This is a genomic window from Lewinella sp. 4G2, assembly GCF_001625015.1.
Classification (GTDB): Bacteria; Bacteroidota; Bacteroidia; order Chitinophagales; family Saprospiraceae; genus Neolewinella.
The window spans coordinates 2,975,368-2,990,353 of the sequence record NZ_LVWJ02000014.1; the positions used below are offsets into that span (position 1 = coordinate 2,975,368).

The 14,986-nt window shown below is 55.6% G+C and carries 9 protein-coding genes; 4 read left to right on the forward strand and 5 right to left on the reverse strand.

Going from position 1 to position 14,986, the window contains the following annotated elements:
- The 3 genes from A3850_RS12400 (at position 1) to A3850_RS12410 (ending at position 5,065) form a co-directional block, all read left to right on the forward strand.
- The gene (locus A3850_RS12400) at positions 1–1,566 is read left to right on the forward strand and encodes a hypothetical protein (protein ID WP_068216941.1); all 1,566 of its coding nucleotides are present in this window, start codon (positions 1–3) and stop codon (positions 1,564–1,566) included.
- 81 nt (positions 1,567–1,647) lie between these two features.
- Positions 1,648–3,339 carry a DUF1800 family protein gene (locus tag A3850_RS12405; RefSeq protein WP_068216942.1) on the forward strand — a complete coding sequence of 564 codons (1,692 nt, stop codon included), beginning with the start codon at positions 1,648–1,650 and terminating at the stop codon, positions 3,337–3,339.
- Between the two features lie 166 nt (positions 3,340–3,505).
- Positions 3,506–5,065, forward strand: coding sequence for a DUF1501 domain-containing protein (locus tag A3850_RS12410; protein WP_068216943.1), 1,560 nt, complete (start codon positions 3,506–3,508; stop codon positions 5,063–5,065).
- Positions 5,066–5,081: 16 nt separating this feature from the next.
- Here the strand turns inward: A3850_RS12410 and A3850_RS12415 are convergent, their stop codons facing one another.
- Entirely contained in the window at positions 5,082–8,048 is a 2,967-nt protein-coding gene (locus A3850_RS12415; RefSeq protein ID WP_068216944.1) for a GDSL-type esterase/lipase family protein, read from the reverse strand.
- A 318-nt stretch (positions 8,049–8,366) separates the two neighbouring features.
- On the opposite strand from A3850_RS12415, the gene A3850_RS12420 reads away from it, so the two are divergent.
- A complete protein-coding gene (locus A3850_RS12420) occupies positions 8,367–9,404 on the forward strand; it encodes a hypothetical protein (RefSeq protein ID WP_068216946.1) in 1,038 nt (345 codons plus the stop codon).
- 257 nt (positions 9,405–9,661) lie between these two features.
- Here the strand turns inward: A3850_RS12420 and A3850_RS12425 are convergent, their stop codons facing one another.
- The 4 genes from A3850_RS12425 to A3850_RS12440 form a co-directional block, all read right to left on the reverse strand.
- Positions 9,662–10,543 (reverse strand): glycosyltransferase family 2 protein, encoded by an 882-nt coding sequence (locus A3850_RS12425; protein WP_068216948.1) that lies wholly within the window; start codon positions 10,541–10,543, stop codon positions 9,662–9,664.
- A gap of 33 nt (positions 10,544–10,576) precedes the next feature.
- Positions 10,577–11,311, reverse strand: a complete 735-nt coding sequence (locus A3850_RS12430) for a 5-oxoprolinase subunit PxpA (protein WP_068216950.1) — start codon at positions 11,309–11,311, stop codon at positions 10,577–10,579.
- A gap of 16 nt (positions 11,312–11,327) precedes the next feature.
- Positions 11,328–14,024 carry a TonB-dependent receptor gene (locus tag A3850_RS12435; protein ID WP_068216951.1) on the reverse strand — a complete coding sequence of 899 codons (2,697 nt, stop codon included), beginning with the start codon at positions 14,022–14,024 and terminating at the stop codon, positions 11,328–11,330.
- Positions 14,025–14,093: 69 nt separating this feature from the next.
- Complete coding sequence (locus A3850_RS12440; RefSeq protein ID WP_068216953.1) at positions 14,094–14,843, reverse strand: GLPGLI family protein; 750 nt, start codon at positions 14,841–14,843, stop codon at positions 14,094–14,096.
- Between the last annotated feature and the right edge of the window lie 143 nt (positions 14,844–14,986).

Genomic DNA, 14,986 nt, shown 5'->3' on the forward strand with positions numbered 1-14,986 from the left:
ATGCCGCCAGGAGAAAACAAGCACTGGGCAAAAAAACTCAGCGAATGGGAAGCCGACGTACCGGGGCCACCACGGCCCGGTGACGCCCTGTGGGATCGGTTGGATGCCTCCCTGCCGCCTCCGAAATCACGGAAGAAGGGGGCTTACTGGTGGTATCTACTGGGTGCCCTGCTATTTCTGGGATTGACAATTGGTCTCGGCCATTTCCTTGGCAACGACGAGGCGGAAATGTTGGCAGGAGAAAGTCCCGTAGAGGAAACAGCGACCGAATTGGAGGCAACAATGGGTACAGACCAATCGGTAACTGATGACAAGCGAACCTCCACTGAGGCAGCGGGTAAAACGGAAGAATTAGGCAGGGCCGAAGAGAAAGCGAAAGCTACCGCAGACGCACCGGGGACTACTGTATCAAGCCAGGGAAACAATAAGCAGCAGGTAGAAAACGTATCCCGCATCAAGCCAGCGCCTCGATCCCAGTCGAAGTCATCTGACTTGCCACCTTCGATGATTAAGGAAACGGAAAATCCAGGTACGGACCAACTCGATCAACCATCAACAACGTCCACCGCTTCAACTACGACTGGTACCAATGCGGTGATCACAAACTCGCAGGGTGCAGCGGAGGAATTTGATTCCGGAGGAAGGTTTCCCGGCAGCCAAGTACTCCCAGTGCTGGAAATAACTTCCGTCACTTCGCTCTACAAGTTCGTTCCATTCGACTTGGACGACAGTAATATTGGACTAGAGAAGTTTATGGAGGCCGCCCAGCAAGATGTAGAATGGCGGTCGTCCGACCCGACAACAGTATTCAGTCTTCAGGCTGGACCAACCTTCGCCAACTACCGGGTGATGCGCCCCAACGAAGAACGGCCGGAGGGTTTTCAACAACGCATCTGGGATGGGGTAGGTGGCCACCTCAATCTACGGGCCAGCCGTAAAAAATGGTTCGTAGAACTTGGGTTAAGTAACGCAAAACTAAAGGACGAAATCACCTTCAACCGCCCCATCCGCATCGAGCGGGAGCGGGAAACGCTGCGTACCGACGGGACCAGAGAAGGAAAGTTCTCCTTGGATCTGAAGTCGATTGACAATACCGCGGAACCCGCCAACATCACCGTCCGGCGTAATCCAGCTCAGTTCATTAACCCGAACCCCACTCTGATTCTTGAGCTAGAGGAGTTGACGGAGTTCAATCAATTCAGCATACCCCTCAAAGTTGGCTACCGGCAACCGCTCTGGAATTCGCCATTTTCCGTAGAAACCAACGCTGGTATCAGCCGCACCTGGGCCACCTTCGAGCGCTCCGTCGCCCTGCAGGAAGCCATGTTCGCTAACGGGGTAAGGCCCCAATTCTTCGAGTTGGCGGACCGCAGTTCAACGACGGACTTCAACTACTGGTCTTATTCCCTGGGTGGCGCGGTCACCTACGGCCTTAAATCTGCTCCACTGGAACTGCGATTGGGCGGAGACTACGTCCACAGTATTGGAGATTGGATCGAGAACCGTCCTGATGATCGCTTCCTGCAGGGAATTGAGCTGCGCCTTTCCGTAGGCTACCGTTTCTAAAAGATTTGAGAAAAATCTTTCAGCTGCGGGCAACCCTTGGGGTAGGGGGTCATCAGAAGGGTGTACTTAACCTACATTCCGATGACGAAAATGAATCGCCGAGCCTTTTTTCGCCCCCTGAGTAAGCAGGGACCAGCACCAGTCACTGCCGGGGTGGCGGCCGCCGTGCAAGCACCCGTGCTCTCCTCAACCGGCTTAGCTCCCTACACCGGGCCGTGGACCAAGCAGGAAGCCGGCCACTTGCTGACCCGCGCCATGATGGGCCATTCCTACGCTCAACTCAACGAAGCGGTTGGTCTCGGTATTGAAGGAACGTTGGATACATTGCTTAGCGACCTCGACCGGCCGGCGGACCCACTCATCACGAGCCGCCTGGATGGAGGAGGCGCCGTCGGGGAAACCTGGATCGACAAACCCTACGCCGCGGGTGATAATTTAATGCGGTCCGTCGTCGTCCGCATCCGTAGCCTTTACACCTGGTTAGGAAAGCAAATGCTGACCGAGGGCATGAGTGCGCGGCAGACGATGGCGCTGTTTTGGCACGACCACTTCGCCATCACCGGTGCCTTGGACCCAAAGTACAATTACCGCTACCTCACGACCATTTACAACCACATCTTCGGAGACTTCCGCCAGTTGGTGAAGGAGATGACCATCGAACCACTGATGCTCACCTTCCTGAATGGTAATCAAAACACGGTCGCTGCCCCGAATGAGAATTACGCCCGTGAACTACTGGAACTCTTTACCCTCGGGAAAGGACCACAAGTAGGGGAGGGCGATTACACCCACTACACCGAGCAGGACGTAGTGGCAATGGCCAAAAGCCTGACGGGCTGGACGGATTATGGCTACAACTCATCCACGATCGGTGAAATCGGTTCCCGGTTCCGCGCTGTGCGCCACGATCGCCAAACGGTACAGTTGAGCCACCGCTTCGGCAATCAAACCTTCGCCAGCTCGGGAGAAGATACTTACGCCCGTTTGGTGGACCTCATTCTGGAGCAAGACGAGGTGGCTCGGTTCATGGCCCGCAATATCTACCGTTGGTTTGTGTACTACGACATCACCCCGGAGATCGAGGCCAACGTCATTGAGCCAATGGCAAATATCTTCCGGGAGAGTAACTACCAGATGAAGCCGATGCTCCGGGCCTTGCTGAGCAGCGAACACTTTTTCGACGTGCTGAGCCAGGGGCCCATGATCAAGCACCCAAAGGACTTTGTCCTGACTTTGCTGCGTGGCTTTGAAGTTAAGCAGGACGGGAATGCTCGAGCACTCGATTCTCTGTACACCGCCGTATCCGGTTTTGCCCGCGATCTAGGCATGACCTACTTCACGCCACCTAACGTAGCGGGGTGGAAGGCCTTCTACCAAGAGCCCCTTTACTACCGCGCTTGGATTAACTCCGCTACGCTGCCCCTGCGGTTGAACTACGCCCGCCAATTCCTCCGGGGGCTGGCCCAGGTCCAGGGGTTTGGCGCGCTGGAGATCAGTTTGCTCGATATCGTGAGGCAGTTCCCCGACCCGGGGGACGTCTACGCGATGATCGATGAATGGGCGCTCTTCATCTTCCCTCGCCCCATTCCGGAAGCGCAACGAGAATTCCTGAAAGAGACGCTGCTACCGGGCCTGCCGGATACCCAGTGGGCCGTCGAATGGGCCGAACTCAACGCGAACCCGAACGACGATGCCTTGGCCCAGGCGCTAGAAAATAAGCTGATCCGTATGCTCGTGGCTATGGTAGAGATGCCCGAGTACCAGCTTAGTTGATTTGTCGGCCCGGCCCGGTAGTTCCAGTATAAAGTAAAGCGTGTGCTTCCGCCGGCGTCGGGCCCATCAATTTTTCACTTAAGGATCACCATCCGATCCAATTACCTCCCCTAAAGAATATCGGTTCACGTTTTGAAAAGAACTGGCCGCTCCAAAAATATTTGCCATGCTACGCAGAAAATTTCTTCAGCGCGCTGCGCTCCTTCCGCTTCCCATCCTCCTGAGCAAGTACAAGCTATCCGCGCTTACCCAGCCGTTTATGGCCGCCGCGGCGGACCCCAATAGTGATCGAGTCCTGGTGCTCCTACAGCTCAACGGTGGAAACGACGGACTAAACACCCTCATCCCGCTGGATCAGTACGATAACCTGGCGGCCGTCCGTAGCAATTTGCTGCTGCCCGAGGCCAGCCTGCTTAAGGTGTCGGACACCAACGCCTTCCACCCCAGCATGGAAGGGGTGCGGGGGATGTACGATGAAGGTAAAGTCTCCATCATTCAAAACGTAGGCTACGCCAACCAGAACCGATCTCACTTCCGGTCTACGGATATCTGGAATACTGGTTCCTCAGCCGAAACCGTCCTGACTACCGGTTGGTTGGGCCGCCACCTTGATGAGCGCTTCCCCGATTACCCCGCCGCCTTCCCGACGAACGATCAGCCCGATCCCTTTGCCATCGTTATGGGAACGGCCGTCAGTGAAACCTGCCAGGGAAGCGCCGGCAACTTCAGTATCGCCATCGCCGACGTAGATAACGTCGGCCAATTACCCACCTTCACCGGCAGCCCGGATACTACTACACCCTACGGTCGGGAACTTGATTGGTTACGCACCACCATCGAGCAATCCAACGAGTACGCCGGAGGTATTCAGGATGCGGTAGGTGCCGGCAATACGATGGCCACCTACCCAGAAGACAATGAAGTTGCCACCAAATTGCGCGACGTTGCCCGGCTCATCTCGGGTGGGCTGGGCACCAAGATCTACGTCGTCGAACTGGGTGGATTCGATACCCATGCCAACCAGGCACCCGAAGGAAATACTACCGGCGGCACCCACGCTGACCTCCTCCGTACCATCTCCGATGCCGTGGCTGCCTTCCAGGATGACCTGCGCCAGCTCGGTTTAGAGGACCGCGTCCTGGGTATGACCTATTCCGAATTCGGCCGTCGCATCCGGTCCAACGCCAGCCAGGGAACCGACCACGGGGATGCAGCGCCCTTGTTCTTGTTTGGTGGGTGCGTATCCGGCGGCATTGTTGGGGACAACCCGGAAATTGACCGTGACGTCACCATCAATGAGGGGGTTGCGATGCAGTATGATTTCCGCAATGTCTACGGTTCCGTTCTGATGGATTGGTTCGGCTTCGAGCAGAGCACCGTCAGTGATTTGCTGACCGACGAGTTTAACTACATCCCCGTTCTCAGCGCCTGCCGTACCACCTCCATAAATAACAACTCCAGTCTTCTCCGCCAGACTGACTTATCGGTGGCGCCCAATCCTTTTGGCGATGGCTTCACCGTAAGTTTCGTTACCGGAAATGAGCGGGCCCGCATTACCATTTTCGACCAACTTGGCCGCCAGGTCCGTACCGTAACGGACCAAGCCTTTAACGCTGGTGAGCACCAGCTGCGGGTGGACTTGGCCAATCTGCCTTCCGGACCTTACTACGTCCACCTCACCATGGCGGGAGGGGCGCGGAGTACGAAACGGGTCATCAAGCGATAATTAATACCCGCCGGGTCTAGCGTTTGATAAAGGACGCCGTGGCTTCTCCACGATCAGTAACTACTCGCACTAAGTAGGTCCCCGCCGGGAGGTCATGCACCTCGAACAGTGTGTCCGTGGTCCGTTGAAGTTCCTGCCCGCCCATGCTTAGTAAGCTGGCGGAAATCAGCTCCAGGCCGTCAGCCAGTTCAACTGAAACCAGGTTCGTGGTAGGGTTGGGAGAAACTACTAGCCCGATACCGGCCGCAGTAACTATTGGGTTCTTGGTATCGACGAGATATTGGCCACCCGCAGCACCAGTACTGAGCGCCAGGTTGGTGAACTTGAGGTTCATTTCACTAGCTGGATCATTTAAAGGAGAATACAGCTCAAGGCTGCCATTTAGTAGAGTATCCTGGTGCAGAAGCAGTACTTCTTCCGGATTCAGTGGAGCCCGGTAGAAGAGTAAATCTTTGATGGTGGCATCCGTAAAATCTCCGCTAGTACCCGCCACCGAGAAACTCTGTACGACGAAGTCATCTTCAGAAACTTCACCCGCTAGCTCGCCATCAACGTACAATCGTAACTGCGTCAACCAAGTTTGGTAGGTAACGGTGATTGTGTGGTTCTGCCCATCCTGCACGTCTATCATTGCTGTAAGGCCATTGCTGAAGGATGGCTTTACGGTGATGCCTTCTCCGGTGATGTTGAGTTCTCCAAGCGGGCCGGCGTCGGTATCCGGCACGAACGTAAAATTGGTCGGCCCCTCCGTTGCCCGGTAATCGAAGGATAACGTCCATGATTCGAGATCGTCTTCGACGCGATAGTCCAGTTCAGTCCTGGCAACCTCTACGCCTGGAGAAGGCACGTAAACTGGAGGGGTTTTGCCGCGGTCCAATGCGTCAAACATGCTTGGGACGAAGGCTTTGAAGAAGGCCCGGTGACCAAGATCATTAGGGTGGCCGATGTCGTCCTGCAAATTAGAGATCCAGCGGCCAGCTCCATTGTCCACCGGGCCGAGCACATTCACGCTGGGTACGTCCCGCGTGTAGATCCACTGGTTGATGTCCTTGATGAATTGGTAGTCCTCCGCATCGTAATCACCCCGCGGGTAGTTACTGACGATAATGGGCGTCAGCCCCGCCGCCCGGGAGCGATTGATCAGCGTCGTCATATTATCCTGGAACTGATCGTAGATCCGCTGGCCGCCGTTGCGGATACCTTCGTTCGCCAGACTGAGGCCAATGACGACGTAGCGACCACAGTTATCTACTACATCGGATCCAAACCGGTCTAGTACATTGACCGTGTTCTGTCCGCCGATGCTTACATTCTCAAAGGTGTAATCATTTGGACTAGCGTCGTCGTCAAAGCGATCCCGAAGGAGGTTGTTCAGTCGGAAAGCGTAGCCCATGTCCATCGGCGCACCCTGGCCGCGTGCTACGGAGGAACCGATCACGGTTATACCGACCTCGTCGCGTTGCGGGCAGATGTCGAAGTTGTCGTATTCGAGCATCCGGAGGGCGTTGATGTAGCCCGCGCCGCCGAGCGCATCGACGACGCGCAGGTTAATCGTGCCGGTCTCGTCCGGCTTTACCAGTTCGGTGATCGCGATGTTGCTGGTATTCCCATTAAATCCATTCGCCCCTAAGCCCGGTCCACTCGTTTGCAGGTCTACGCTGCTGCCGTTAAGGCCCGAGGCGTCGTACTGGGTGGTTTGGGCTACGTCCCGCGCTCTGCTACCAAACAGGTGAAAGCGGTAGCCGCGGTCGGGGTCCAGACCGCTGAAGGTCAGGATGCCGGAGTTGGAGGTGAAGAAAAAATCCTGAGTCGCTTCTGCCAGACCAAGCGGTCCGATGGTGGTTTGGTCCGGATCCAGTAAGCCACCGGCATCAGCGGCGCGGGCGGACATTGCCTTGCCGATGGTCAGCACCACGTCGGACGCCATGCCGCTACCGTCAATCATCGGAATGGGGGCAGCGCTACCAAAGGGTTGGGTGCTGTTATTCCAGTGAATGCCATTTTCGTCCGGGGCGGGGGAAGGCGCGGCATCGGTCCCACAATCCAGGTAAAAACTTCGTGCGGTCTGGTTGCTGATCTGCAATTCAATTTGGGCGCTGACGCGGGTACCGGGTTGAGTGGAGACGGCATACACCACAATAATACCATTCTCTATCGCGGTGAGCACTCCATTCTCATCAATGGTAGCCTTAAAGGGATCTTCAACGGACCAGGTAACGGTTTGGAAGGTGGCGTCCGCAGGCTCAATAGTCGCACGTAACTGGATTGAACCGCCGTTTTCACTGATGTCGTCACCTGTAATAGTGATGCTGGTGACTGGGACAAACGGGTCGCCCTCCAGCTCTTCCACCTTTAAGCCACCCAGGTAGGCGAAATCACCCGCGGTCCGCTTCACGGTAAGGGTGAGCTCTGTCTGTCCGGCTGGTACGGTAAGGCTGACGGTAGTATTGTTGTTGCCGTTGTAGCCATTCGCACCCACACCACCTCCGGACGTAGTCAGGGTGACGGACTGGCCCGCTTGCCCATCTATGCTGTAGGAGGTCTGTCGAGTCTGGGTGTTATTGCGGGTACCAAAGAAGGTGAAACGATGCTCCTTTGTACCATCCAGATTATTGATGGTGATCTTGGCACTATCCCGCGTGAAGAAGTAGTCCTGGGTGACGGTAGGAATAGCAAACTCCCCGAGCAGGTCCGCCGAGGGAGCAAGCAGGCCACCGTGGTTGATTCCATTCGTGGAGAAGGCGGATGCAGGGAAGATGTTCCATGCACAATCCGCTCCGGAAGAAGAAAGGATGCCATTCGCCATCGGCTGGGTGGGATTGATGACGCTGTTCCAGACCTCACCGGTTGCGGCATTCATACTGGTGGCATTACCGTTTGTGCCATCGTCCGGTCCAAAGTCGACGTAGACCGTCTTGGTGACGGTTTGTGCGTTGAGGCAAAGGGACAATAGCGAAATCAGGAGTAGTTGGAGGTAGCGCATACAAATCAGTTGATGCTACAAAGTACGTACCTCAGAAGTGCATTCCGTACCCTACTGTCGCACCTTCCAATGCTTTGTCGTTCGGTTCTTAAAATCAACCCGGTCCTAACTGCTTGCCTATTCCATTGCACCTGCGGCAGCGCTCTGTAATAAGTCTCGTACTTTACTCGGGCGCACCTTGATGGTGGAAGCGATCAGTGGTGGGGAAGGCGGGAACAATCATTTCCCGGTGGTCTAAATTTCTCCGGTGATTCTCCCATCGCTCCCTATCTTTCGTGCGTTCAATACGTACTTTCAGCGCATAAATCTAATTGTGATATGTCCATCTTCAGCGATCTAAAACGTGTATTCTTTGGTGCGAAATCCGTCGCCAAACACCAGGCCAGCAAGGCCGAAGGCAAGGTAAAGGAAGTGGCCGATGACGCCAGCGACGCCGCCAGCGAACTGGCCGACGCCACCCGGGAAGCTGCCCGCGAGCTAATGGACAAAACGCCCGAATACGTAGCCAAGGGTAAGGAAGCACTCGAAGATCTGACCGACAAAATCTGGCGCGAAGCAGACGCCGCCGTGGACAAAGGCAAGGAACTGAAGGACCAGGCCAGCGACGCCATCAACGCTAAATTGGATGACCTTCGTCCCAAGGAGAACGCGAGCGATCCTTTTGCGGAATTGGACCTGAGCCCGAAATCACCCACCACCAGCTCTCCGCCAGATCGTGATTTTGGTGAGCTGACCGTATCCGAACCACCCAGCGCCGCCGGCGAGAAAAAGCTGATCGATTTTGAATCCGAGTTCCTCCAGGACGCCAAAGCGAAGGCCGCCGGCGCCGCCGCGAAAGCCAACGAATTCGTAACCCCCGGCCTCGACGCCGCCGCGAAAGCCGGAAACAAAATGGCTGAGAAACTTGGCGACCTCAGCGAAACGGTAGGTAAAGTCGTCATGGAAAAAGGCGATGACCTCCTCAACCGCGCCGCCGAAACCGGCGCCACCGCCAAAGACAAATTTGATGATTTCGTGGACCACGCCAACGTGGAGGCCGAAAAGATCCGCGCCGCCGAAGCCGCCGAGGAAGCGCGCATCGCCGCCGAAGTTGCCAAGGCCCGCGATAAAGCTTTCGACGGGGCCGAAGGTGCCCGCGATACCAGCGATTCCATCCTCTCCGGTACTGACTCCTTCTTCGAACGCGCCGACCGCTTCGCCAAAGGCGACTACCACGACGAGGGCGGTAAGGACATGACGATCAAGAAAAACCCAAACCCGGAACCCAAGCCGGAAGGCGGTCTAATCGCTGGCTTCCTGGATAGCGATGGGGACGGTGATTCGCTGATTGATGACGCGATTATTGAGGAGGAGTAGGGGCTGGTGTAACTTGGTTTCGACAAGAAGTTTAGGAAGGAAAGGAGGGAAAAGAAGTTTTATAGCTAACGCTCCTCTTTCGTCTCTACCGTCTTAATCGTCTTTGCGAAATTAGAAAGAGCTCAATTGCGCGGCATATATTTAGCTACGCTGCTCCTACGGGGTCGCAAAGGCGTAAAAGAAGATTAAGACGAATGAGGAGACACATATAGCCGTCTTCTTTTCCCCCTTTATCTCCTTATCCCCCTTGTCGAAAACTACCCCAACAAGATCTTAGCAAAAGAAGTCCCCATCTCCTTCCACTCCTCCGGCGTAGCGTAGGAAGACGCTTTCTTTAAAGTGCCCATCGCCTTCATCCTTTTTCCTTTCCGGGAAAGCTGCCGCGCGTAGTGCAAGTATTGGTGCAGCACCTGCTTCCGATATAGATCAAAATCTACCCGTTCGCTGACGCCCTTCAGATTGTAGCACTCCGCCAGCGTGGCGATGTTTTGTTGGAGTAACTCATCGTTGAGGTAATTGCCACTGCGCTGGTCTTCGTGTTGGCGGACAATAGCTGTGTATTTCGGTAATTGGTAGCAGCCGTGGTGGCGCAGGACTTCATTCATCCAGGTGAAATCCTCCAGCAGGAGGCGGTGGTTGTTCCACTCAATGTGGCGGATTGGCTCGGTAGCAAAGAAGTAGCAGAACGCCCCGGTCGGTTGGGCCCAGAATTGGGGGAGGGCATCGTCAATATTATTCCAAAGATTTGTGCGCATCTCTCCCTTCGGCGTGCGGGCGACCTGACCGACGCGATAAACGGGTGACGGTTGGTCCGTCACTTCCAATTCCTCCGCAAGTTGAGCCAGATGTTGAGGATCGAGCAGGTCGTCATCATCCAGGAAACAGAAGTATCGGCCGCTGATTTCCTGCATACCTCGATTTCGTGCCGCGCTGGCCTGCTGGTTGGTTTGATGAAAAGTGCGGATACGGTCGTCCAGTAAACCCTCCAGGAATTCTTTGGTCCCGTCCGTCGAACCATCGTCGATGACGATCAACTCCCAGTTAGTGTAGGCTTGTTCCCGTACGCTTTCGATGGCCTCCCGCAGCAAAGCCAGGCGGTTATGGGTAGGTAAAATTATGGAGATGAGAAGATCGGCCATGGCTGCAAAGGGATGAACCTGCAAGGTAAAGCATTAGCTCGCCGCCAGCGTATCCAGGGCCCGCCGAATAGCCGCCGCTCGCTCCGCCGCCCCGTCGTGATCGCCGTGGAGGCACAGGGTTTGGACATTCACCCTTCCATTATTACCGTCCGGCAACTGAACTTGGCCCCTTGCTAGATCCAGGGCCTGGGCAACGCACTCTTCGGTGCTATGAAGCACGGCATTAGGCTCACTCCTCGGGACGAGGTGATTAAAACGGGCGTACCTGCGGTCCACGAAACCTTCGGCGATGAAAGACAGACCGGCGGCTTTGGCAGCATCCTCCAAATGGGATCCTTCGGGGCCATAAACGTCCAGCCCACCAAAATTAACTGCTGTAGCTACTATGCACTGGGCTACTCCGTCATCTTCACCAAACGCCGCCTCGTGGTACAGCGCTCCGTGGGGTTTAATGTGTTTCAATTGGCCACCCATCACGAGAGTCATGCCGGCGAGTGCGGCAACCTGGTAATCCAGGAGGGCGGATAGGGTAGGAAGGTCCACTGCTAGCTTGCGGCGGCCAAAGTGTTTGCGGTCCGGATAGCTGGGGTGAGCCCCAATCTGAACGCCGTCCTTCAACGCCAGTTCGATCGTCTTGCGCATGGTCAGCGCATCACCTCCGTGGAAGCCGCAAGCGACGTTGCAACTGTCCAAAAATGGCATCAGCACTGCGTCGTTGCCAACGGAGTGCTGATACCAGGATTCGCCGAGGTCGGCATTTAAGATCATGATCTATGCTTCACGCTTACAGCTTATAAAAGAAGGTCGCCAAGAAGTACCGCCCCAAACTATTCGCCGAAGTTTCACTGGTGATGAACTGCGTCACCCGGCGATTGATGACCTGATTCTGGTTGAATAAGTCCGAACCGGATAGCCGGACGTAATGTCCCTTCTTCTTGAAGGGCCGCACCTCCAAACTAACTACCGCGTCGTACAATTCCTGCTTCGGCGCAAAGTCCGTCTCCGCGTAAATGTTGTAGGCGAAGCGGCTTTCCAAGCGCAATATTGGGGTAAATTCCAGACCAGTTGAAACGCTGATGTTGTGGACCACCTGATTGGTATTCGCCGATTCGGCGTCGTCGAAACGGTTACTCTGGTCGGTGATGCCGTAGCCGAAGGTGAAGTAGCTGTCCTCGTTGAGCTCCGTGGTGATGTTGGCCGAAGCGTTGAGGTTGGCATTGATGTTGGTGCGGCTGGCTCCGTCCACAATACCCTCGCCGCGGTTCCAGAAGGCGCCGCCATTGATCTCCATCTGGCCATTCAGGAAGGCCATACCGATGGTACCTCCCAGATTGAAATTGGCCCCCCAGGCGTGGCTCACGTTAATGGGCTTGAAGACCTGCTGGTTGTTCGTAAAGGTGACCTCGTTGCCGAAGGCATTGTCCGTGTAAGTGACACCACCGTTACCGTAGATGGAAATAGCTTTGAATTGATCGTTGAACCAGAGATACCCGTTGGCATTCGCCACCTCCTGTGGCGTAAGGTCGGGATTGCCAACGCTAATCTGTCCGGTAACGGAGGGCTGAGCAATGGTCTGCAATCGCTGGATGCCCGGCTCCCGCACGGAAGTGCGTGCGTTCAGGCTGAGGTAGCCCTTTTTTAAACGCTTGCGGTAACCGATGTAGGGGAGCACGTAATTGAAGTTAGTGGATTGATCAATATCCCCCGCTAATCCTAACGTGGCGTTTTGGTAGTTGACACCAAAGTTTAGGTTACCTCCTTTCTCGTACCGGCGAATGAGGCCAACGCTTCCCTCCGCCTGCGTCCAGGTCTTTTCCAGAATGTTGGTGGTGGTGGCCTCGTTGAAGATGAACCGGTAATCACCCTCTTCGGCGTCGCGGGTAAATTCGGTACCCAAACTAAGATTCCACTTCTCACTAATTGGTTCCCGATAGGTTGCCTGGCCATTAAAATTGAGCGTGTTCGTCAGTCGGTCCTGGCGTTGGCGGCCATCTATCAAGGCGCCGGGGAGGCGCACGGCGAGATCCTCACCTAAACCTTCGGTTAGCAGGTCAACGTCGCGTTGGTTGGTGGAATAGTCGCCGCCGACGCGGAAGCGCCAGGAGCGTTCTCGGTTGGTTTTCGACCGCACGTTATAACTGGCGCTGAGACTGCCATTGCTCTGTCCCACCTCGCTGTTGTTATCTACCAAAAAGTCCTGATCGTCCACTCCCGCTTCTTTGACCAGTGTATTCGAAAAGTCCTGGTTGTCACCGGCGCTGATGTTGAAATTAGCATTAACTCGGAGGCGACCAGTCGTATCAATTTTTTGGCGCAGTTCCGCCCCGAAACTGTGGCGGTAACTCTGGGCGGCATTTGTTTCATCCGTAGCGATGACGCGGTTATCACCCGTCCGGTTAAAAGACTGAAGGTTCTCGGAGAGCTGGGTCTGGTTACGGTCGAAAAGCGCGTAATCCGCCGTCAATTGCCCGTCCTTTCCAATGGTCTTACCGAAGTTGAGGCCAGCGGCAATGGATCGGTTATCGCCCGTCGCATCACCGTCGCGTTGTAGCCCCTGGGTCTGATCGCCGCTCTCGTTGCTGGACCACCAGAAGCCACCACCCCGGCCGGAGCTGGAATTAAAGCCCGAGATCTCGTCGCCACTGAAACCAACCTTATTGATGTTGTTGATCGTCCCCAGTACGCCCCACTGGGTGGCATCGCTGATCCGGAAACCCTTACCACCCGCTTGGTAGCGTTCCTGCGTGCCGCCGCCTGCGTAGACGTCTCCGAATACCTTGGCTTTGAATTCTTCCTTGGTTTCTAGGTTAACGGTAATGTTTTCGTTGCCGTCGTCGTTACCTGTGATCTCCTCATCGTCACTCTTCTGGTCGTAGACTTCAATGTTCTTTACGGCCTTAGCGTCCAGGTTCTGGGTGAGTAGAGTAGTATTCCCACCAAAGAAGGGCTTGCCGTTGATCATCACTTCGCTGATGGGTTTGCCCCGCCAGGTGATCTGCCCGTTGGCGTCTACCGTCATGCCTGGCAGGCGGCGCAGGAGGTCTTCCACCACGGCGTTTTCACCCACGGCGAAGGCTTCGGCGTCGTACATCATGGTATCCCCGACCATGCGGATGGGGATGCGGTCCGCCGTCACCTCGATACCGTTCAATAAAAAGCCGGCGGGGTACATCCGGAGCTCCCCGAGGCCGAGGTACTGGTCTTCCGCGGTGATCTTCAGGGTTTGGTCGCCGCGTTCAAATCCGATGAAGGACAGGCGAAGCAGGTAGTCCCCTGGGGCTACATTTTCCATGCGGAAGATGCCCTTGTCGTCCGTCGTTCCGAAAGCAGTCAGGAGGCTGTCGGAACTTCTTAGCAGCACGGCATTAGCGCCGGGTAGGGTAGTGCCGCTGGAATCAACGACGGTACCAACAATCTCCGTTTGGGCGCTGACGCAGGTGCAGAAAAATAGGGTTAGGGTAAGGAGTAAAAAGTGTTTCATATGCTGGGTGAGTGTGTACAGGGTAAAGGAGGAGGCCGCCAGCCTTACTGGCGGGCGGCCTCATTTGGGCTAGTTTCGGTTCCAACTGCGGCGGCGGCGTTCCATGGCCTCCTTAGCGCGGGCCATGTGCTTGTCGAACTCTTCGCGGGTGATGACTTTTTCGTCGTCAGGTTTGGCAATCACAAGGTCAGGCGCGTTGGGCTGCATTGTCGTCATCTTGTATTCCATGGTACGGCCTTCCTTCTGGACTTTCAGGTAGAGGATGGCGCCGGGCAAGCCGCCATATCCTTTGGGGCCAATACTCATTGGGATGCTGCTCGTGAAGTAAGCAGTTAGCGTATCTCCTTCCTCGGTTATGGCCGTCGCCAACTGGGTCGGAAGTGGAAGTTCCTTCATCCCCACTTTCATGTTGGCGATGTTCCAGCTGGGCGTCTTCCAGGGCTCTTCAAGGATGAAGGCGCGGTCCATCACCCGGCGGCGGTCGGTGCGGGTGGAGTCCTTCATGTTGATGTAGTAAACCTCCGGGTTCTCGTTCATCCGTGCGTACCAGCCGCCACGCCCCTGCGTTTTGGAGGGGTCCGGTGGGACCTGCGAGTAGCTGAAGGCCTCGCCGTTAAAGCTGAGTTGGCCCTCCATATCGAAGGCGCCTTCGGCCATTTTCTTTTCCATTTCCTTCTTGCGGTCGATGCTCATCCAGTCGCCGAAATCCATCGAAAAATGTTCGTTGTAATTGATGGTCCCCTCAGTGATCTGTGCACTTGCGGAAGCAGGTAGTGCCAGGGCAAAGAGAGCCAGGGCGTAAAAAAAGACGTATTTCATTTTCTAGGAGTTAATTCAAGGTGTTAAGGTGCCAGCTGGCAAAGATGTTGCGGGTTCAACTTTTGTTAACACGCGGGGAAGTGGTTCCGCCGCGTTCAGATGGTCTGGTTGATACTGGTAAGACAGTTAGCAGCCGTGTTTTC

What these genes read in the sequence shown, in the direction of transcription:
- A3850_RS12415 (WP_068216944.1), bottom strand. Translation starts at nt 8,048, where the DNA reads ATGCGCTACCTCCAACTACTCCTGATTTCGCTATTGTCCCTTTGCCTC.
- A3850_RS12400 (WP_068216941.1), top strand. Translation starts at nt 1, where the DNA reads ATGCCGCCAGGAGAAAACAAGCACTGGGCAAAAAAACTCAGCGAATGG.
- A3850_RS12410 (WP_068216943.1), top strand. Translation starts at nt 3,506, where the DNA reads ATGCTACGCAGAAAATTTCTTCAGCGCGCTGCGCTCCTTCCGCTTCCC.
- A3850_RS12440 (WP_068216953.1), bottom strand. Translation starts at nt 14,843, where the DNA reads ATGAAATACGTCTTTTTTTACGCCCTGGCTCTCTTTGCCCTGGCACTA.
- A3850_RS12430 (WP_068216950.1), bottom strand. Translation starts at nt 11,311, where the DNA reads ATGATCTTAAATGCCGACCTCGGCGAATCCTGGTATCAGCACTCCGTT.
- A3850_RS12425 (WP_068216948.1), bottom strand. Translation starts at nt 10,543, where the DNA reads ATGGCCGATCTTCTCATCTCCATAATTTTACCTACCCATAACCGCCTG.
- A3850_RS12435 (WP_068216951.1), bottom strand. Translation starts at nt 14,024, where the DNA reads ATGAAACACTTTTTACTCCTTACCCTAACCCTATTTTTCTGCACCTGC.
- A3850_RS12405 (WP_068216942.1), top strand. Translation starts at nt 1,648, where the DNA reads ATGACGAAAATGAATCGCCGAGCCTTTTTTCGCCCCCTGAGTAAGCAG.
- A3850_RS12420 (WP_068216946.1), top strand. Translation starts at nt 8,367, where the DNA reads ATGTCCATCTTCAGCGATCTAAAACGTGTATTCTTTGGTGCGAAATCC.